This is a genomic window from Mucilaginibacter sp. (assembly GCF_028287845.1).
In the GTDB taxonomy this organism is placed as follows: domain Bacteria; phylum Bacteroidota; class Bacteroidia; order Sphingobacteriales; family Sphingobacteriaceae; genus Mucilaginibacter.
In genome coordinates this window covers 11,818-32,378 of the sequence record NZ_JAQBOW010000089.1, presented here as the reverse complement: position 1 = coordinate 32,378, position 20,561 = coordinate 11,818, and the positions used below count along the sequence as shown (strand labels likewise).

Here is a 20,561-nt window from a genome sequence, read left to right as displayed (position 1 = left end):
ACTCCTTGTTTCTTGGCAATGGTATTGGTGTTGCCGGAATGTCAAGCACAAGCGGCACACCGCCATAATATTTAACCAGGCCGTAGTAATAGTAAGCACGGATAAACTTTGCCTCTGCAATGTATTGTGCCTGTTGCGGTGCAGGGAAATTATTGGTGGCGCTAACCAACTGGATGAACGTGTTCACATTACGTATCGCTTTGTAAATTTCATCATAAATGGTATTGTTGGCCCCGGCTCCGTTACCGATACCGAAATTACTACCGCTGAGAGCCTCGTCATCCCAGTTAGCGGTATACCTGCCACCACCATCAGGGAAGGTATAAAATATACCCTTAACAAAGTTAAAGTCCTCCATTGGTATATCACGGTATAATGACGCGAAGTAAGCCGTAATAGAGGCATCGTTACTTACAATCTGATCCGCTGTAAGCAAATTGGTTGGCTGTACAGTCAACAGGTTCTTCCGGCAGGAACATAGCCCTGTCAAAATTACCATTAGTAATACAATTTTAATCTGTTTCATTTCTTTAGGTTTAAAAAGTTATGTTAGCACCTGCTGTTATATTCATAACCATAGGGGCATTATAGTTAGAACCACCACTTTGAGGGTTGCTGTCAGTATATTCCGGATCAACAAAACTCAAACCCTTGCCATGCACTGTAAAAACATTATATGCAGATGCAAAAATGCGCAGCTTGCTGATATTTATTTTACTAAGCAATTTTTTAGGGAAAGTGTAGCCAACCTGTACTTGTTTTAAACGCGCGTAAGTTCCGTCGAATATGGTAAATGTACTTTTGTTTTGTAAACGGTTAGTCCTATCGTTCGGACCACCTGTTGATGGCCATTTTCCAGGTACCCACGGGCTGTTTTGGTCAAACAGATCCTGGTGGTGCCACCTGTCAATATATTCTGTAATAGGATCTTGCGGGTCGCGAATGTACGGTTGTGATAAGGCGTCAGTATAGTTAATGTTATAATCTGTAGCACCTTGTATCAAGAAGGTAACATCTAAACCTTTCCAGGTAGCATCAACAGTCATACCAAAGAAAACAAGTGGTTTTAAACCGCCATTAGCTAAAACTGTTTCGTCATTAGCATCAATTATACCGTCACCATTGGTATCTTGATATTTTAAATCGCCCGGTAAAACTGTTCTGTTACCATTATTATCAATAATAGGTTTGTATGCATAAATATCAGCATAGCTTTGGAACTGTCCAACAACTGTTCTTCCACGGATGTAATCCACATACCTGTTTTCGGTATTATTTAACCAGTTAGCATACGGGTTAGTTTGTGGAGCTTGCTCATTATGGATCCAGTTAGAACGAGAAAAGCCCATATTAGTGCTGATACCGTAGCTAACTTCGCCGGCTACATCTCTGTGGCCCAGGGTAATTTCAAAACCACGTGTGCGGTCAGAGTTCAGGTTAACCTGAGGTAATGTACCACCAAAGTTACCCGGAATTGCCACCAACCTTGTAGCTAATAAACCATGCCTGGTTCTGTTAAACACATCAGCTTCAAAAGTTAATAATGAATGCCAGAATGATGTTTCTAAACCTATATCAGAAGTTGTTGAAGTATACCAGGTAATATCAGGGTTAGCAATTGATTTATAATCAACACCCTTAGTAGTACCACCGGTTGTACCAAATACGGTACCTACCTGTAAACCACCGCTTCGGCCGCCTGTTGAAGGCTGATAGATAGAGTTAATTGATGGATAAGTATACCCTGTTGTAAATGCAGGGAAACTAGCAGCAGCACCTTGGTCATCACCGGTTGTACCGTATGAACCGCGAAGCTTAATGTTATCTATCCATTTAGCGTTATTTTTTATAAATGATTCTTCAGATATTCTCCATCCCGCTGATACGTAAGGGAAAAAGCCCCAACGGCCCGATGGCGGGAAATAAGATGATCCTTCATACCTGAAACCACCTTCTACAAGATATTTACCGGCATAATCATAATTTAAACGACCCACATAACTTTCGTTCGAGTTGATATTTTTACCACCTTTTGCACTTTGGCCAGTTGCCAAACCTGCGTTTAACAAGTCAAGTACGTCAACCGCGAAAGATGAAATTCCTTGAACGTTATCATTTTCATTATACAATGCTTCATAAAGCGCCAACGCAGAAAAATTACTCTTTCCGAAATGCTTATTGTAGTTTAATGAAAACTGCAAATCATTTCTCATACTTTGAACATAGTTTTCTGACAATTGGGTTAAACCACCAGAACCACCGTGGTTATACGTATTTATACTGTTAGTACTAAAGTTCCAATTGTATTGGTTAAATGCTTTTACTTGTTGTTTTTCTAAGCTGTTATTATTATCCCAGCCAACTTGTGCTTTAGCAGTTAATCCTTTAACGTAAGGAACTACCCAGGTTAAACCGGTAACAGAAGTAAACTGTTTAGCATTCATATCATCATATCCACCTACGCTACGGGTAATAAGGGCCAATGGGTTATCTCCTCCATTGTCTGTAGCCTGGTTAAAGTATTTTGAATTGTCATTTAAATAAATCGGATCCTGCGGAGTAAAGCCCCATGTGTTACGGGTTAAATTATAATACCTTGCAGTTGATTGATTTGGTCTTGAATATAATTGATCAATAAAGCCAACATTAATATCAAAAGTAAGGCCCTTTGTTATTTCGGCTGTTAAAGATTGTCTTGCGTTGTATTTATCAGATGATTCGATATTTGTTGAAAGCAAACCACCTTCATGGATATAACCGCCCGAAGTAAAGAATTGTACCTTATCAGAACCACCACTTAAATTAACGTTGTGCTGATATTGATTGCTACGGCTGTTTTCTAAAACACTAAGCCAATCAACGCTTGTACCTTTTCCGTTAAATGCATCTTGAATATTCTGAGAGGTCCATTTAGGAGCAGTAATCGGATCGTCACGATTAGCTGCCGCCCTGTTAAACAGCATTTCATCATAAGTTGTTTCTTCCTGATAAGAATTCTGCAACTTAGGATAAGTTAAGATCAAAACAACACCACCCTGACCTGTGTAGTTAACTTGTACCTTACCTGCCGCGCCTTTTCTGGTAGTAACCAAAATTACACCATTTGCAGCTTGTACACCGTATATCGCCGCAGATGCATCCTTTAATACAGAGAAGCTTTCAATTTCATTCGGATCCAGGTGGTCAAATGAAGATTTATCTCTTGGGATACCATCAATAACAAATAGCGGATTTTGGTAGCCGCCGGCTGCACCTGTATAACCACGGATATCTATGTTAGTATCATATAAACCCGGGTTAGCATCAACCGTTGTAACACGCACACCAGGTGTACGACCAACGATAGCGTTAGTTAAATCCGTTACTGAGTTTCTTTTGATCTCGGCGGCGTTAATTGTACCTACGGCACTGGTTACGCTTGTGCGTTTTTGCGTACCGTAAGCTACAACTACTACTTCATCAAGATTTGAGTTTGTTGGTACCATTGTTACGTTAATAACAGTTTTACCTCTTGATGATTGCTCCTGAGTTTCATACCCCACAAATGAGTAAATAATTGTGGCGTTATCGTCAGTTGAAACTAATTTATAGTTACCCTGAGCATCAGTTGTGGTAACGTTTGTAGCGTTACTTTTTGATTTTACAATAACTCCCGGTAACGGTAAGCCCTTCTCATCGACTACCTTACCTGTTATTGTTTTTTGCGCAACTTCTAAAGTTGTACCAACAACATTAGAAGATTTAGCGCTTGCCTGCATGAAGGCCATAGTTAACAAAACCATGGTAAGCTTCATTATAAGCAGCGGTTTTTTTGAACAGCAAAAATTTTTGCCGCAAATAAATGCATTATATATCTTATACATTGAATGTTAGTTTAATTGTAATTGGTTTTAATTAAATGATTACCTGAGGTCGGCTTCCAAAAGCCAAAAACCGGAGCAAAGGCTCGCGATATATAGGTAACGATGAGGTTTAGGTATCGGTTATGCCATACTTGCCCTCCTTTCATCTCTTTTTAAACGTGGGCCTGCTTTGGTATTTTTTAACAAAGATTTAGCACCAACATTAGCCGACACAGCTAATATTGCATTGTAATTAACCGGGGCTAAATAAGCCAGCGATTCATTACAATCGATTGTACTAATTGTATTAAAAAAGCACATCTTCAACAAAACACACAATCTTTCGTTGTTCACTTGTTTTGATTTAATTTTCAGGAAATGGGTATTATATTGGTTGTATTCTGTAAAAATTGGTATTCAAATGTAACAATAAAATATTATTTGCAAATAATATTTTAAAATAATTGGATGATTATTAGCATTTATACTGTTTTTATGCTATATTATAGTGCAATCGATGCCATAGTTATGGCATCGATTGCACTAACTTATATTGGTTAATGGCCAAAATAAACCTTAAATAGTTCTGACATATTGCATTGGTAATGAAAATCTAACCTAATTGATCTTCAGCGCATTGTAGTTTTGGGTGTGCCAAGGTAGTCACGGTGCATCAACGTGTTCATGGTACAGTACAGTAAATATTTAACGGCTATAGGTTTATTGCCGCATTTGCTTACTTCACGGAGGAACTAATTTTTATATAGAATTTAATAACTAAACGCGTTTATATAATAAAATAAAAACAGCTAAAACCGCCAGGCAACAACCCTGCTTATTTTTTGCCCTTGTGCCATATTGATGGTTCTGACATCTGCAGCATTTACCCATTTTAGCGTTTTATAAATTATGGGAAGTGTGTCTTTTTTTGACACCAGTGAAGAGAACCATTTACATTGATTAGCTACTAAAACGCTTTGCTCAATTATTTGATTGATAAACGCCGCCTCGCCACCCGCGCACCATAGTTCTGTATTTTTGCCCCCAAAGTTTAATTGAGTACTCAAGCTCCTGCCTTTTAGGTTCTCCCACTTTTTTACAGTGCCTGCTTGCGCATCCTGTGAAGATGCATGGAAAGGCGGATTGCAAATAGTAACGTCAAAAACCTCCCCCGGTTTAATTATTCCTTTAAAAATATCGCTCTGGCCGGTTTGCAAGCGCAGCTCAATATTATCCTGAAAGCTTTTATTTGATGAAACTATCTTTTTTGCCGATCTTATAGCGTCAGGGTCTATATCTGTACCAACAAATTGCCAACCGTAGATACTATTACCAATTAAAGGATAAATGCAACTTGCCCCTACACCAATATCTAACACTTTTATTTTATCACCCGCAACACCGGCTTGGGCTTCGTTTAATAAATCGGCTATATAATGAATATAATCTGCCCTTCCGGGTATAGGCGGACAAAGGTATCCTGGCGGAATATCCCAATTATCAACCTTATAAAAATGTTTTAACAATGCTTTATTGAGGGCCCTTACGGCTTCGGGATTGCTAAAATCTATAGACTCATCCTGGTACTGGTTTACCGATACAAACGCCCTTAAGCCAGGGCTGGTTTCGCAAAGCTGTTTAAAATCATACCTCCCCCGGTGCAAGTTGCGCGGATGTAAATTTTCCTTCTCGGCAGATTGTAATTTTTGTGGCATAAACATAAAATCAAGTCCGTCATATTAATAATATTTCTTCCTTTTTTCGATAAAGGTAAGATAATAGATCGCTAATAATATGATTAGTTGAGCAAGCTTATTAAGGATTATTTAAATTAATATCACGGGTAGAATATTTACGGCTATACAGTTTATATATCATAGCTAATTTGAATAGGGTGAAACTTGAAATCTTTGTTATACAAAGATTAATTAAAGAGACAAACAAGGTTGGCCCATTGCATTCGGCATAGATAAAAATGAGTTTAAGGCCAAAGGTATAAAGTTCCCGGCCCTTGTGCTTCAGGATTTGAGTGACTTTCATGTGTGGTGCCCGGCTTAAACAAGTACATAATCATAGTCAACAAAGGCCTGCCGCATGATGCTGCCGGCATCCTTCAAAATTGGCCTGCCATGCCCGAAGACCATTTTATCAAAGTCAAGGTTGGTCACTTTCAGAATGCTGCTGATGCCTTCTGCCATATTTTCATAGATGACACTCAGGCCCAATCCGGTACTGTTCGACAATAAGTCGCCTGCTATCAGTACTTCCTCATTTTCTGCCAGCAGAGAGATATGACCCTTGCTGTGGCCCGGTGTGTGAATGACGCGAATGCCCCCTAACAAAGGCAGCAGGTCATGGTCATTTAATTGTTCGTCTATACAAACCGGCTCGATATTGATGCCGGCGCGTTTGATGGCCAGCTCGTAGATCAGCCAGTTTTTCAGCCCGGGCGTCAGGCAAATCTCTTTCCGACAGGCAATGCCATAGGCCATGATCTTCGCATCCTCGCTGTGCGCCATTACCGGCACCCCTAACATCCGCTTCATTTCTTCGGCACTTCCGGCATGATCCGGGTGTGCATGGGTCAGGATAATCTGTTTAATATCATAAGGGTTCTTACCCGCGTTCTTAATTGCGCTGAAGATTTTTTTCATACTCCCTTTGGTACCGGTATCAATCAGGGTTAGGCCATTATCCTCTATTACAAAAACGTTCACCCAACCTAAATTGATCTGGTAAATATTACTGCTGATCTTTTTCATACGATTATTCTTTTAAATAAAAACTTATTGATTAATGCGTAAAAAATGAGTTCATAGCTCTTGCTTTCGGATTTAAAGTATTTATTTAACAGTTATCGTTTGTACCTGCAAGGTTGTCCTTGCTGAAATATCAAACGTTGTTTTATGATGCAAACGTTCACAAGCGCCCTGTTAACAAGTGTTAAAAGCGACAGGTTAGCGTATTTTGCCTATTAATAGCCAAATTAAAGCGACGATATCAAGTAAATTTTTAAAAGAAAAGGCAGCTTGGGAGAGTGTGGGCACCGGGAAATGAGCAGGCGATAGATTTATTGTGAGGACTATATATAGTCGTTGTACAGCATCAGTTAAATGGCTGAATAATTTAATTTGCAAAGCAAAATGGTTATTCAGCCATTTGCTTTTATCACTAAAAAGCCTCCAGATTTTTCATCCGAAGGCTTTTCAATAATCTTTCCCATGCTATTCCCATGGATGGGTTAAAATGTGGTCCCGGCTCTCCGTCGATACCTTATTCACTCTGTAGTTCAACTTTTTTATTATTCCGGACTATAATACTGGGTACCACCGTCGCGTTCATATTGCGGCCATCCTTATCAAAATGGCAGGTGATGGTTTCGGAATGCAGGCTTTCAATATACCGTAATTTAAACTGTACAGTATGGTCATCTAATAGCGTATAACTGCCGGCAATTTTGTAAGGGAGCATATACGAGACATCCTCATTGGCGCCAAGTAGCCGGTTAGGTCCCGGCATATTGGTTTCGCCGGTCTGCCACTTGCCGGTTTTAAAATTTAAATCGTAGGCTGCCGAATCTTTTTTCAAACTAACCCTGATCCCTGCATCGCTATAATGAAATGAGATCGACTTAATGTGCAAGTCATTAGGCTTAAGCGCGAAGGTTTTGCCATCGATAAATGCAGCGTCGTTACTTGTCCGAGGTAGCGGGACCAGGCTTAATTTTGATAAATGCTCAGTTAAATTCAGGTCTGCCTGGTTGTTGGCTGGTTGCGCCTGAGGGTGCATGGCCGGCAGCAAATATTTCCAAACCAGGTTAAGTTCGTCCTGCATATCATCAGTTTCTGAAGTAATGGCTAACACGGCATCCTGATCCGGCATTACAATGATATACTGGCCCATTGCACCATCCCCCCTGTAAATGTTGTGCCTGCAGCGCCAAAACTGATAACAATAGCCCTGCATCCAGTCGCTGGAATCCCTTTTACTTTGCGGAGCGCCAGGTGCCTGGTCTATTTTAAAAGTGGTTGCTTCATTTACCCACGCCACTGGCAGCAGCTGTTTGCCTTTCCACATGCCTTTTTGCAGGTACAGTTGCGCCATTTTAGCCATGTCTTCCGTTTTGAGGCGCAGGCCCCAGCCGCCGGTATTAATGCCTTGCGGGCTTGCCTCCCAGTCCTCACCTGTTATACCGAGAGGGCCAAATAAACGCGGCTTAAGGTATTCCAGCTCACTTTGGCCGGTTACTTTTGTCACAATGGCGCTCAGCATAAACGAAGACATGGTATTATATAAAAACATGCTGCCCGGCTGGTGTATTATCGGCGTAGCCAGGAAGGCTTTTACCCAGTCGGTGGTTTTAAAAGCGATAATCCCTGTTGGGTCCGGATCTATACCCACGCTCATGGTAAGCAGGTTTTTTACAGTAAGCTGTGCCAGGTAGGGCGAAATGGTATTCGGCAGGCTATTGGGGAAAAATGATATTACTTTATCGGTTACTTTGAGTTTTCCCTCGCTCACCGCAAAACCTACCGCTGTTGAAGTAAAGCTTTTGCTAACACTATACAGGGTATGTTTTAAATCAGACCGATAAGGGTTCCACCAGCCTTCGGCCACCACTTTACCATGTCGCAGAAAAACAAAGCTGTGGAATTCACTCTTGCTGTGCGATGCGGCAATTACGAAACTATCGATACCTGCAGCCGAAACACCTTCAGCTTCGGGCCTACTATGCTGCAATACTGTGGTTTGGGCGTTGATGTTACTAACGAGCAGTAAAAACAAGCCTATGATTACAATGTGCTTTCTGCCTGATTTTGAGCAAAATGCAATGCGCTGACTGTATTTTAAGGAAATGAACATGGCGTAATTCGAGGGTTATACTGAAGCTAATGTAGGAATTTACTGGGAGATATAAATCCTAATGTTGATTAGAAGTCATGTGGGATCACTTTTTCTATCTTTTAAACGAAATAATTTTAAAGTTTTAGCGACAAAGAGTTATCATCGGAAAAGACTATTTTAGGTTATTAAATATAACTATTATTTATTGATTCAAAAGGCAGCTATGCATAACAAAGCCATTGCCAATTAATGCTTTTACTAACTTAGCTTTATGGTACTCACCGAATTACTCACTTTTTTAACGTGATTTGGTGCATATTTTAGTGTTTTGACCAAAAAATAAAAGCCTGCAATCATTTGATTTACAGGCTTTTACCGTGTTTTAGTGGTCCCGACGAGAATCGAACTCATATCTAGAGTTTAGGAAACTCCTATTCTATCCGTTGAACTACGGGACCTTTTTTATTGAAGTGCAAATGTGCAAATTATAGCTGAGTTAGTCAAAAAACATTTGCACATCTGCATATCCACGCATCTGCACATTAACCTATCTTACAACAGACCCATTGTGCATATCATCCACCGGCGATACAAAGCTAAGTTTGCCTACGTTATCCTCGGCCATTAATATCATACCTTGAGAAATGATACCTTTTATTTCGCGCGGCTCAAGGTTAACCAAAATACTTACCTTTTGGCCTATAATGGCATCGGGCTCATAAAACTCAGCAATGCCCGATACTACCGTACGCTCATCAATGCCGGTATCAATAGTTAGTTTTAGCAGTTTTTTGGTTTTGGCAACTTTTTCGGCAGTTAAAATGGTGCCGGTTCTTATATCCATTGTAGCAAAGGTTTCGTAATTGATGTTTTCCTTTGCCGGGGTTATTGGCGTTTCTTCCACTGCTTCGGTTGCTTGTTTCTTATTATGTAATTTTTCTATTTGTAAAGCTATTACCTCATCCTCAACCTTCTCAAACAACAATGCCGATGGGTTTAGCTGATGACCGTTTGCAAATGCTATTTCGCTTTCAAAATCAATCTCGGCGGGCAGGTTTAGCATGCCAAATATTTTTTTAGCGGTAGCCGGTAAAAACGGCTGCAAACAGGCTGCTAAATGCCCTATTATAAACAGACAATTATGCAACGCGTCCTTAGCATCTGCCGGATCGGTTTTTATAGATTTCCAGGGCTCTTTGTCTGTTAAATATTTATTGCCCAAACGCGCAATATCCATTACGCTTTGCAGGCCCTGCCTAAACCTATAGGTTTCCAGGCTGCTTTCCAGCGAATCATAAAATATACCTATTTCGTCATTTAAATAGCCATCTGTTAGCCTGATTTTACCGGTATCGCTTTCTACTTTACCATCATAAAACTTGTGCATCAGTATCATTACGCGGTTAACAAAATTGCCTAAAATAGCTACCAGTTCGTTGTTTACACGGGCTTGGTAATCTTTCCAGGTAAATTCGCTGTCGCTGGTTTCGGGTAATATTGATGTTAGCACATAACGCAACTCGTCCTGCTTACCCGGAAACTCTTCCAAATATTCATGCAGCCACACCGCATGGTTGCGCGATGTTGAAAGCTTATCGCCCTCTAAATTTAAAAACTCATTTGCAGGTACGTTTTGAGGTAAAATATACTCGCCATGCGCATGCAGTATTGAGGGGAAAATAATGCAATGAAAAACAATGTTGTCTTTCCCAATAAAATGGATAAGGCAGCTATTATCCGCTTCATTCGCTTGTTTTTTCCAGTATAGTTTCCAGTCTTTTCCTTTATCAATTGCCCATTGCTTGGTTGCCGAAATATAGCCAATCGGTGCATCCATCCATACATACAGCTTTTTGCCTTTAGCCTCATCTAATGGCACATCAATACCCCAATCCAGGTCGCGGGTCATCGAGCGGGGCTGCAGGCCCGATTTTAGCCATGATTTGCATTGCCCAAATACATTTACTTTCCAGCTGCCCTCTTTTTTATCTATCCATTGCTCCAGCCAGGGCTGATATTTATCCAACGGCAAATACCAATGCTTGGTAGGGCGCAAAACCGGCGATTTACCGCTTAGGGTTGATACTGGATTAATAAGGTCTGTTGGGTTTAATGAGGTGCCGCACCTCTCACATTGATCGCCGTAGGCATTTTCATTATGACAGTTGGGGCAGGTGCCTATTATGTATCTGTCTGCCAAAAATTGGTTAAAGTCTTCATCATAATATTGTTCGGATATTTTTTCTACGAACTCGTCCTTTTCATACAAATTCAGAAAAAACTCTTGCGAAAGGTCATGATGTATGGGTGATGACGTGCGATGATAAATATCGAACGCTATACCAAACTCTTCAAAGCTGCTTTTAATTTGATTATGATATTTATCAATTATAGCCTGTGGTGTTGTGCCTTCTTTTTTAGCTTTTATGGTGATGGCGGCGCCATGCTCGTCTGATCCGCAGATGTAAACTACATCTCGTTTTTTTAAGCGTAAATATCTAACAAAGATATCAGCAGGTAAATATGCTCCGGCTAAGTGGCCAATATGCAACGGGCCGTTAGCATAAGGTAAAGCCGAGGTAATAGTGAATCGTTTAAATTGAGTAAGTTGCGACATAATGGATTTGGCAAAGATAAGCTATTTGGTTTGGGAAGCAAAAAGGGCGTTAAGTTGCGCAACACGCGCTATACATAATGACACTATTTTTACTTGTTCAGTCCCGGTATAAACCATAAAGTCAGAAAGTTTTTTTAATATTGGCTATGCATAACGCAACGCCAATTTCCGGAATACAACCCCCATATCTTAAAAAGGGCGACAAGATTGCGATAACCTGTCCGGCCAAAAAATTACCCAACCCAATGACGGATGCTATTGCCCTGCTACAATCATGGGGGCTTGAAGTTGTTTTGGGCGAAACTGTTGATACATCCTTTCATCAATTTGCCGGGGATGACAACTTTCGCGCACGAGACATGCAGCGCCTTATTGATGATGACAGCGTTAAAGCAATAATTGCCGCCCGTGGTGGTTATGGCACTATCCGAATAGTAGATAAGGTTAATTTTAGCCGCCTTGCTCAAAATCCTAAATGGTTAATTGGTTTTAGCGATATTACGCTGCTGCACACCCATTTATACAGCAACTATAATATACAAACCATTCATGGGCAAATGCCGGTAAACATTCCGGATGCTTCTGCCAGATCTTTAGAAAGCTTAAAAAAAGCATTATTGGGTGAGGAAATAACCTATTCTTTTAACCCTCATCCTTTAAATCGCTGCGGCGAGGGCGCCGGTGTTTTAATTGGCGGTAACTTAAGTTTGTTAATTGCATCGTTAGGTTCTGTATCTGATTTTAGCTATGACGGCAAGATATTGTTTATTGAGGATGTAGGCGAATATTTATATTCCACAGACCGGATGATACGCACGCTGGACAGGGCGGGGAAATTAAAAAATCTTGCAGGCTTAATAGTGGGAAGTTTTACCGACATAAAGGATAACGATATCCCTTTTGGGCAAACTGTTGAAGATATTGTTATGGATGTTGTAAAAGATTATAACTACCCGGTATGTTTTGATTTCCCGGCGGGCCATATTTCTGATAATTGCTCTTTAATATTTGGCCGGGGTTTACAATTATCTGTAAAAGCACATCATGTAGCGGCAAGTTATATTTAAGTTATAAATTTGCTCAATTAAGCCTAATTTTATCCCCCATTAAACCTTAATTAAATGAGAAAAAGTATATTATTTTTAGCGTTTGCTATGATAGCACTAGTAAGCTGTAATGGCGGCTATCAAAAGGCTGCAGACGGAACATTGTACATTAAATATACTAACAAAGGCGGCCCCAAAATAAAAGCGGGCGACTTTGTTAGTATGAATGTTATTGTAAAAACAGATCTGGATAGTTTAATAGATAATACTTTTTTAAAGGGAACGCCAAGATTAATGATTTTACCCAAACCCATTTTCAATGGCGATGTATTCTCTGCTTTGCGGCTAATGGCCGAGGGCGACAGCCTGTCTGTTAAAATGAGCGACGACAGCATTTTTAAAAAAACTACCCGGCCGGCTGGCTTTAAAGGCAAATTTGTAATTTATAATATAAAAGTTGAGAAAGTAATACCTAAAGGAACAATGACCGGGCAGGCATTACAAGAGAAAGCGATGGCTTACGTGAAGGGGCTGGCAGATGTAATTAAAAACGCCGAGCCCGCTAAGATTAATAACTACATTGCTGATAAGAAAATGAAGGCTACAAAAACAGATTCGGGCCTATATTATAGGGTGGATAAAAAAGGAACCGGGCCCCTGGTAGCCGTTAATGATACTGCAGTGGTTGTGTATGTAGGCTCATTATTTAACGGCAAAATATTTGATACTAATATTTTAGAAAAGGCCCAAAGCGCAAAAATATTTAACCCCAAACGCGAGTATCTACCAATAGGTATACCGGTACAACCACTAAAAGCTATAGCCGGGTGGATACAGGGGTTGCAATTATTAAATAAGGGAGCTATTGCTACTTTTATAATACCATCAAAACTGGCTTATGGCAATAATGGCAATGGCGTCATCCCTCCTTACAGCCCCCTGGTTTATCAAATTGAAGTAGTGGATATTATTCATCCGGCTAAAGCAATTAAAAAGTAAATTACAAAAAAGCCACCTGTATATACAAGTGGCTTTAATTATTCTAATTATTACAAAATTAATTATTTAAATAATCCCCTAATCCTTTTAAATACCGGTCATCAATATCGGTATCATGATCTGATAGGTATTTACTTACTTTGGCAACATCAGCAGCAAAAACTGTTTTAATTGATTTACTTCTTAACGTAAACTTTATTGGGGCACCACCGGGTACTTTTACTGCATAATAAACCGGCTCGTCTTTAATTTCATCATAATTATTTCCGTTTGACGTCATTCCGTTACTTACATAGTTATTAGGTATAAATTTTGTATTAAGTTGCTTATAAATTTTATAGTTACTGCCTACTGCAAGTACCTGCACAAAATGGTTAGGATCAATTGCGGGTATTTTTTCAAAAGTGTAAGACTGCCCGCCATTATCAAATAGTACAAACATTTTTATTAGTCGCCCGTCAATCTCTTTCATAGTTTTACCATCGTCTGTAAATAATAAGCTGCCATCCATTTTTCCGTAATTAAACAAATAGTTGCTATTTTCTTTGATAGAATCGGCCTGGGTTATAACATACCCATGTACCCAGGTATCAAAAAAATAGCGAGTGCCGTGTAAAGAGTTTTCTTTGGCAATATAACCGCTGGCTACGTTTCGGGTCATTCCTTCTGTACTAATTTTTTCTTTAAATGCATCAGGGTCTATTAATTTAGCATTAACAGTACCATCACTTGCTAACGTAACACCTACACTTTGCGGGTCGGATATTTTTACCGTCATCGTTATAAAGGCAGATGCAGAGACTATAAGTCTGTCCACAGTATCAACTTTAAGGTTAAATGCACCATAGGTATCTGTAAAAGTAGCGTAGTTATGTTTTGCATCTTTAATAAATGCAAATGCAACGGACTTACCCTGCTTATCATTAACAACACCGCTTACAGAAATTTTTTGAGCAAAAGTAACAATACTGGTTAGGCCAACCAGGCAGGTTAAAATTGTTTTTTTCATATATAGGTAGTAAATGGTTTGATAAATATCTCTAAAATATGCAATTCAATTTATTGCTACTATAATAAATTGTAATTTCTTTGAAGTATAGGCAATTAATATCATTCTTAAAAACAGTATAAACAAAGAAGCCACCCCAAATGGAGTGGCTTTTAATATATTATTAAAACCGGTATCCTTAATTACGGACGGTGATACAAGTCAAGATTAGTCCTTGCACCTGAGCCACCTAATACCTGGTAGGTAAATCCGTTAGCAAATAATTGCAATGCCTGGGCATAAGTATAACTTGACCCAGCGGTATAGCCATTTATTTGGGGTTGTGCGGTTATAGAAATTCCATTAGCTGTCAGATAAGCAACATCAGCAGCATTAATTGAAATAGCAAAATTAGAGTATGTCGCACTCGCACCAGTACCGGTTTTTGTAAATTTCACCAAATACCTAACGTCAGCTGTGAAATAACCGCCAACTACCTCAAATTGAGTAGGTGAATCAGGGGAGAAGATATCTGTACGTCCGGTAAAGTTACCGCCAGCAGGCGTCCTCACGAAATCATGAGTATATGGTCCTGCAAAGTCATTACCAATAATATGGTAATAATGCAGGTTAAAGTTAGCGCTTAAAGGCAAGCCTGATGCACTAATAATTTTAACAGGTAACATGTAGCTAACTGCGGGGTCCAACAACGTTCTGTCAATAATTAATGACGTTAACGTCGAGTTTTTTCCGGCAGGTATAGTTACCGCTGAAGTAAACTTTAATGCTGCTGCAGGTATTGGCTGGTATACAATTGCCGGGTTAGCAGCATTATATGTTGTAATAACAGAATTATCAACACCTAAAGTAACTGCCGTAGCTGTGGCTGGCGGTTCGGCCGCTGTAACGCCAACTGCAAATGTTATCGTATCAACACCTGCCTTGGTTATTGCATCATTAGCAAAAAACGTTGTACCGCTTTTGGGTAATTCTGCCAGGTTCGGAACCGTTTCTGCATTAAAATATCGGTTGTCTTTAAGACATGAGCTGAACAACAACATTACCGCTGCAAAGCTGGTCATTGTAATTCTTTTTAAATATTTTGTTTTCATCTTTTTCTAATTTAATAATGTTATTTGGCCCAGAATATCTTTGAAGTGAATATACCAATTGTACCTTCACCAGCAACTGCAGCCGCATTAGTTGAGTATTCAACAAACGGATAAGGAATACGTGTTACCTGATTTGGCGCATTAGCATTTGGATAAATTGAGGTTGGTACAGCAGGGTAACCTGTTCTGCGCATCTCATTAAATGCTTCGAAAGAACCATATAGGTTTAATGCAGCCCATTTTTGAGTTATGATTGCTTGTTGCTGAGCAGCGAATGAACCGGCAACAGGATATGCAACACTAGGTTGTGCAGCATAAGTAGCCGCAGCCGTTGCAGCATTTGGAACCAGGTCATCAGCAAATGATGCCGCTATGCCAGCATTGTAAAGTGTGGCCGCATTACCTGTAATATAACCGGCAGCAACAGCTTCTGCCTGTAAGAACAAAGACTCGGCGGCCGATAATACGTTTGCATTCATGGTTGGTGATTTTAACACACCAGGGCCAAACTTACTTGGGGCTATGTTAGCTCTTGCTGTAGCCGGTGGGACAACTCCGGTTGGCGGAGAATCTGCACCAAAGAATGATGCAATAACCGCTTGCCCGTTATAAACGTTAAGAGTGGCATTTTGTATACTTGTTGCTGCTGCGGCATTAGGCGTGGTGGAAACGGTATAAACCTGGATAAGCCTCGGGTCATTATTTGATCCGTAAAAATCGGCAGCATAAGAACCAGCCTGGTAGGTAGCGTTAACACCTGATGAACCGCCTGAAGCTGTTAAGCCATAAGCGATATATAAAGGGCTTTGCTGCCCACCGCTTGCGTCAGAATTCAAATATCCGGGGTTCACTACACCTGGGTTTGTAGCATCAATATAACCTAAAGCCTGTGTAGCCGCAACTGCCGCTTTTAAAGCTGCTGTTTTTGCTGCAAGATTTGATTGACGTAAGGCTATTCTAAGTTTCAAGGTATTTGCAAATTTTAACCAATTTGTCATATTACCTTTGTACATAATATCACCCGCGCCTGGTACAGCAGCGCCGGTGCCGGCATTCTGTATCATTTTGATAGCTGCATCAAGCTGTATCATCAGGTCATCATAAATAGCAGTGCCTTTATCATAAGCAGGAGTTAAATTAGTGGTGCCTTTTAAAGCTTGACTATAAGGCACGTTGCCATAATTGTCTACCAATGCTTCAAAATTAAAAACCGTCATGATCTTAGCTATACCTACATAATTAGGGCCTGGGTTAGAAGCTATAAGCGCATTATAGTTTGACAAGTTAAGATAAAGCGGAGTCCAGATATCATAAGTAGATGAAGTAATGATATACTGCTCAAATGCTGTATTGGGCTGATAACCCGTTGCCCAGGCTATATAACCTGCCCAGCCGGCATACATTGTGTAATATCCGTATGATGTAGCTGGCGAGCTGGCGGTAGCACTATTAACAATACCCGCGGTTGTTTTTAACGCACCTGATAATTGTAATTCGGGCGAAGCAACAGACGGCGTATTAGGGTTAGCCTCCAGACTCAGAAAATTCTTTTTACAACTGCTCCCAGCAATTGCAATGGTTAATAAAATTATCGATATATACTTTTTCATTATCTTTTTATTAAAAAGTTACATTTAAGTTAGCACCAAACAAACGCGTTGGCGGAAGCTGGTTGTTTTCGTAACCAATAGCATTTCCTGACGTGCCTGCAAACTCTGGATCCGTCCAATTATTTGATTTTGGTCTCCACATAAATAAGTTTCTGCCTATTATAGATACTGAGGCTCTTTTAATTACTTTAAATTGTTTAACAAACGATGTTAGATCAAAATTTAAATCAGCCTCTCTTAATTTCCAGAAAGCGCCGCTTGTTACATAAGTACTTGCTGCTGTATAATACGCTCCTTTATCAAAGAAGTTAATATCACCGCTTGACGTAGTAGTATTTGTATTTGCAACATATACACCCGGTGAAGTTTGGATCACTGAGTTAGGGAATACAAAACGTTGGCGACCGCTTGATGCTGATAATTGTGAAATACCTGACCCAGTAGCTTGAGATAACCCCTGATTATAAATTACGTTACCTGTACGAAACTCACTGGTTATGGCAAGGCTAATAAATTTATAGCTTAAGGTTTGAGTCATGCCTAACAAATATTTAGGTGTTGTACGGCCCAGATCAGTTAAATTAGGGTTCAATGAAGGCTCGCCTGTAGTAGCACTAACAATAGGATGGCCACTAGGATCGCGAACAATGTCTGTGCCTAATATAACCGGGTAAGGACGGCCAGCCACTGCTGATATTGTAGCATTGGTGTAACCACCTAAAGAAATAGAAGGTAAACCACCTGTTAAAGATACTACGTTTGAGTTTTGTATAGTAAAGTTAGCAGCAAGGTTTAAACCAAAGCCGCCATTAGCTTGTTTGGTTAAAACTTGTACATCTATTTTAGTTTCCAAACCTGTGTTTTCAACCTCGCCTACGTTAACAAGGGTATTTGCATATCCGGTTTCTGGTGCAGTTGTAACTGCAAGTGTTTGGTTTGTTGTATTACTCTTATAATAAGTAATGCTGCCGTTGATACGGTTATCCCAGAAACCTAAATCAGCACCAAATTCAAACTCTTTGGTAAATTCTGGTTTTAATGATGGGTTATTTAAAGTAGTGCTTAAGCTTAAACCGCCACTGCTTCCGTATGGGAAACCGTTTGTTACCGCATAAGTATTGTTGATGCTATAAGGGCTTACGTTTACATCACCTACTTTGGTCCATGATCCGCGTACTTTAGCATAACTTAAATATTTGTTATCCTTTAAAGCGGGTATAGCGTCTGAAAGCACTACCGAACCTTTTACTGATGGATACCAGAATGATCGCTGAGAGGCAGAAAGCCTTGAATCATTATCATTACGATCTGTAATTTCTAAGAATGCATAGTTTTTATAGCTGATGTTTATATCACCTAACCAGGCTATCTGGCGTATATATCCTATTGATGAAGCAGTTGTTGGCACCCCTAAGATAGAGCCAATGCTGTAAAATTTATCGATCAATAATTGTGTACTACTGTTTGATATTTGCCTGTATGATTCTTCCCAAATTGAGCTGCCTAACAATAAGTTAGCTTTAAAATCATTAAAGAAAGTTTTATGGAAGTTTGCAAAAACATCTTGCGTAAGACGTGCATAGCCTTGAGGTCCTGCACCAACGTTATTTACGCCCGCTACCGTATTTATACTGCTACTAACTGTACCATCACCATATTGGGTAATATTTTGAAGTTGTCCCGGAATACTACCCGGAGTGTTGAATGCAGTACCAAAAGCACCATAAGCTTCGTTATTGGTAGCAAATGGGTCACTACGATAGTAAGCTGTAAAATTAACCTGCGCACGTGTAAAAGTTTGCGTAGCTACACCGTAGTTATCGGCGATACGATAGGTAAGGTCAAACCAATTTGTTGGCGTTAATTTACCGGTAAAGCTCCCGTTGAAAGCATCTGATTGCGTATTATAACGCGAATTTTGAACGATCCAGTAAGGGTTAACACCGTATGAGTTAAAGTAACTGTTCGGATCGGCAAATAATGCAGTAGGATCTTTATAATTAGTTAAAGGAACCCATGATGGTGTATTGATTATTGATGAAAATAATGTACGGCCCCCGTCAAGAGTTGATCCGTCATAACCAGAGCCATAAGTACTTCTATTTGAACGTGTATAACTTGCAGTGAACTCAGCCTTGAATATACCGTAAGTTCTTCCTGCAGACATACGGACTACCGTACGGTCAAATCTGTCATTTGGAACAACACCTTTTCTGGCTAGATTATTCACTGATAAGTTGAAGCTGTTTGCAGCATCGCCTATAGCGTATGATAGGTTGTTTTGATCAGAAAGACCTGTTTGGAAGAATGCCAAACGCGGGTCTTTTGCCAGGGTTGAATAAGGAAATCTTTGCACCGGGCCATTATCAGAACCTACGGGTAAGCCTAATTGCTGCATCGAACCATCGTAACGCGGACCATATGATTGGTTTTCGAAAGGGGCTTGTTTAGTAATTAAGCCTGTATAAGGATCAATAAAACCGTTATATGTATCATTAGGATTTACGTTAGTGCCGCCTTCACCACCATAAGCGCCAAACTCTGTTTGCAAAGCCGGCATATAAGCAATCCTTTCGGCTAATAGCGTGTTTGAATAGGTAATTTGGGGGGCACCTGTTGAAGAACCATGTTTAGTAGTTATACTTAACGCACCGTTAGAAGCTTCAGAACCATATAGGGAAGCTGCACCGGCACCGTTCAATATATCAACTGATTCAATATCATCAGGGTTGATAGTGTTTACATCATTTGGTGAGATTGGAACACCATTTAATAATACCAACGCGTAGTTGTTACCATTAATGTGGCGGTTACCCCGCAATGTAAAACGGGTTTGCGGATCAATACCATTATCAAGCGTACTAATTACCAAGCCCGGGGCCTTGCCAGTTAATCCGTTGGTAAAGTTTGTTGGGTGTGTTTCGGTAAGTTGTTTACTGGTTACGCTGGTAGCAGCATAGCCAAGCTCCTTGGCCTGACGCCTGATACCTAACGCGCCCGTTACAACTACTTCACCAAGCTCCTGTGCGGTTGAAGTCGCAAGCACGATGTTCATAGTTTCGCTCTTTACAGGGACTTCCTGGGTTATGTATCCAATAAAACTTACTACCAAAACTGAGTTTGGAGCGGCGCTTAATGAAAACTTACCATTGACATCCGTTGGGGCACCGAAATTTGTTCCTTTAATTTTTACTGTTACTCCCGGAATGGGTAGGCCATCATCTTTGGCTGTAACCGTACCAGTAACAGTACGGTTTTGTGCAAATGCTTGTGTTATACATAACACCAGAAAACACAAACTTACTAGTAGAAGTTTTTTCATGTTTGAAATAATAAGATCAGTTAATAGTTAATTAGTTATAAAAGTAACGTTCCACTATCAGAAACGCAAATTAAATTAATTAAAAACTAAAACTTTTTTTTTTAAAAAGTGCTTTTCATCTTTAATTATAAATATTTTTAGTACTATGTATTGCATAATACATTTTAAAACATATATCTT

Annotated in this window: 12 protein-coding genes and 1 tRNA gene; 2 read left to right on the top strand and 11 right to left on the bottom strand. The window is 39.9% G+C overall.

What is annotated here, in order from left to right; genetic code table 11:
- The 7 genes from JWP71_RS08760 to metG all read right to left on the bottom strand — a co-directional run.
- On the bottom strand, window positions 1–526 hold a 526-nt coding region (locus JWP71_RS08760), incomplete at its 3' end, for a RagB/SusD family nutrient uptake outer membrane protein (RefSeq protein WP_299498714.1).
- 10 nt (window positions 527–536) lie between these two features.
- Entirely contained in the window at window positions 537–3,863 is a 3,327-nt protein-coding gene (locus JWP71_RS08755; protein WP_299498712.1) for a TonB-dependent receptor, read from the bottom strand.
- Between the two features lie 788 nt (window positions 3,864–4,651).
- Window positions 4,652–5,557 carry a 23S rRNA (adenine(1618)-N(6))-methyltransferase RlmF gene (gene rlmF / locus JWP71_RS08750; protein WP_299498709.1) on the bottom strand — a complete coding sequence of 302 codons (906 nt, stop codon included), beginning with the start codon at window positions 5,555–5,557 and terminating at the stop codon, window positions 4,652–4,654.
- 339 nt (window positions 5,558–5,896) lie between these two features.
- On the bottom strand, window positions 5,897–6,604 hold the full coding sequence (locus JWP71_RS08745; protein WP_299498706.1) for an MBL fold metallo-hydrolase: 708 nt from the start codon (window positions 6,602–6,604) through the stop codon (window positions 5,897–5,899).
- Window positions 6,605–7,115: 511 nt separating this feature from the next.
- Window positions 7,116–8,705, bottom strand: coding sequence for a serine hydrolase (locus JWP71_RS08740; RefSeq protein ID WP_299498703.1), 1,590 nt, complete (start codon window positions 8,703–8,705; stop codon window positions 7,116–7,118).
- A 368-nt stretch (window positions 8,706–9,073) separates the two neighbouring features.
- Window positions 9,074–9,145, bottom strand: a tRNA-Arg gene (locus JWP71_RS08735).
- A gap of 89 nt (window positions 9,146–9,234) precedes the next feature.
- Window positions 9,235–11,304 carry a methionine--tRNA ligase gene (metG, locus tag JWP71_RS08730; RefSeq protein ID WP_299498701.1) on the bottom strand — a complete coding sequence of 690 codons (2,070 nt, stop codon included), beginning with the start codon at window positions 11,302–11,304 and terminating at the stop codon, window positions 9,235–9,237.
- Between the two features lie 146 nt (window positions 11,305–11,450).
- Here metG and JWP71_RS08725 point away from each other — a divergent pair, with 146 nt between their 5' ends.
- A complete protein-coding gene (locus tag JWP71_RS08725) occupies window positions 11,451–12,371 on the top strand; it encodes an LD-carboxypeptidase (protein WP_299498699.1) in 921 nt (306 codons plus the stop codon).
- A 54-nt stretch (window positions 12,372–12,425) separates the two neighbouring features.
- Complete coding sequence (locus tag JWP71_RS08720; RefSeq protein WP_299498698.1) at window positions 12,426–13,349, top strand: FKBP-type peptidyl-prolyl cis-trans isomerase; 924 nt, start codon at window positions 12,426–12,428, stop codon at window positions 13,347–13,349.
- A 58-nt stretch (window positions 13,350–13,407) separates the two neighbouring features.
- Here the strand turns inward: JWP71_RS08720 and JWP71_RS08715 are convergent, their stop codons facing one another.
- From JWP71_RS08715 to JWP71_RS08700, 4 genes are all read right to left on the bottom strand, one after another.
- Window positions 13,408–14,358, bottom strand: coding sequence for a hypothetical protein (locus JWP71_RS08715; protein WP_299498696.1), 951 nt, complete (start codon window positions 14,356–14,358; stop codon window positions 13,408–13,410).
- A 182-nt stretch (window positions 14,359–14,540) separates the two neighbouring features.
- Window positions 14,541–15,449, bottom strand: a complete 909-nt coding sequence (locus JWP71_RS08710; protein ID WP_299498694.1) for a DUF1735 domain-containing protein — start codon at window positions 15,447–15,449, stop codon at window positions 14,541–14,543.
- Between the two features lie 20 nt (window positions 15,450–15,469).
- On the bottom strand, window positions 15,470–17,059 hold the full coding sequence (locus tag JWP71_RS08705) for a SusD/RagB family nutrient-binding outer membrane lipoprotein (RefSeq protein ID WP_299498692.1): 1,590 nt from the start codon (window positions 17,057–17,059) through the stop codon (window positions 15,470–15,472).
- Between the two features lie 10 nt (window positions 17,060–17,069).
- The gene (locus tag JWP71_RS08700) at window positions 17,070–20,381 is read right to left on the bottom strand and encodes a SusC/RagA family TonB-linked outer membrane protein (protein ID WP_299498690.1); all 3,312 of its coding nucleotides are present in this window, start codon (window positions 20,379–20,381) and stop codon (window positions 17,070–17,072) included.
- Between the last annotated feature and the right edge of the window lie 180 nt (window positions 20,382–20,561).

Bases quoted from the DNA above. Each gene is read 5' to 3' on its own strand.
- JWP71_RS08725 (WP_299498699.1), top strand. From the start codon at position 11,451: ATGCATAACGCAACGCCAATTTCCGGAATACAACCCCCATATCTTAAA.
- metG (WP_299498701.1), bottom strand. From the start codon at position 11,304: ATGTCGCAACTTACTCAATTTAAACGATTCACTATTACCTCGGCTTTA.
- rlmF (WP_299498709.1), bottom strand. From the start codon at position 5,557: ATGCCACAAAAATTACAATCTGCCGAGAAGGAAAATTTACATCCGCGC.
- JWP71_RS08705 (WP_299498692.1), bottom strand. From the start codon at position 17,059: ATGAAAAAGTATATATCGATAATTTTATTAACCATTGCAATTGCTGGG.
- JWP71_RS08755 (WP_299498712.1), bottom strand. From the start codon at position 3,863: ATGTATAAGATATATAATGCATTTATTTGCGGCAAAAATTTTTGCTGT.
- JWP71_RS08715 (WP_299498696.1), bottom strand. From the start codon at position 14,358: ATGAAAAAAACAATTTTAACCTGCCTGGTTGGCCTAACCAGTATTGTT.
- JWP71_RS08720 (WP_299498698.1), top strand. From the start codon at position 12,426: ATGAGAAAAAGTATATTATTTTTAGCGTTTGCTATGATAGCACTAGTA.
- JWP71_RS08710 (WP_299498694.1), bottom strand. From the start codon at position 15,449: ATGAAAACAAAATATTTAAAAAGAATTACAATGACCAGCTTTGCAGCG.
- JWP71_RS08745 (WP_299498706.1), bottom strand. From the start codon at position 6,604: ATGAAAAAGATCAGCAGTAATATTTACCAGATCAATTTAGGTTGGGTG.
- JWP71_RS08740 (WP_299498703.1), bottom strand. From the start codon at position 8,705: ATGTTCATTTCCTTAAAATACAGTCAGCGCATTGCATTTTGCTCAAAA.
- JWP71_RS08700 (WP_299498690.1), bottom strand. From the start codon at position 20,381: ATGAAAAAACTTCTACTAGTAAGTTTGTGTTTTCTGGTGTTATGTATA.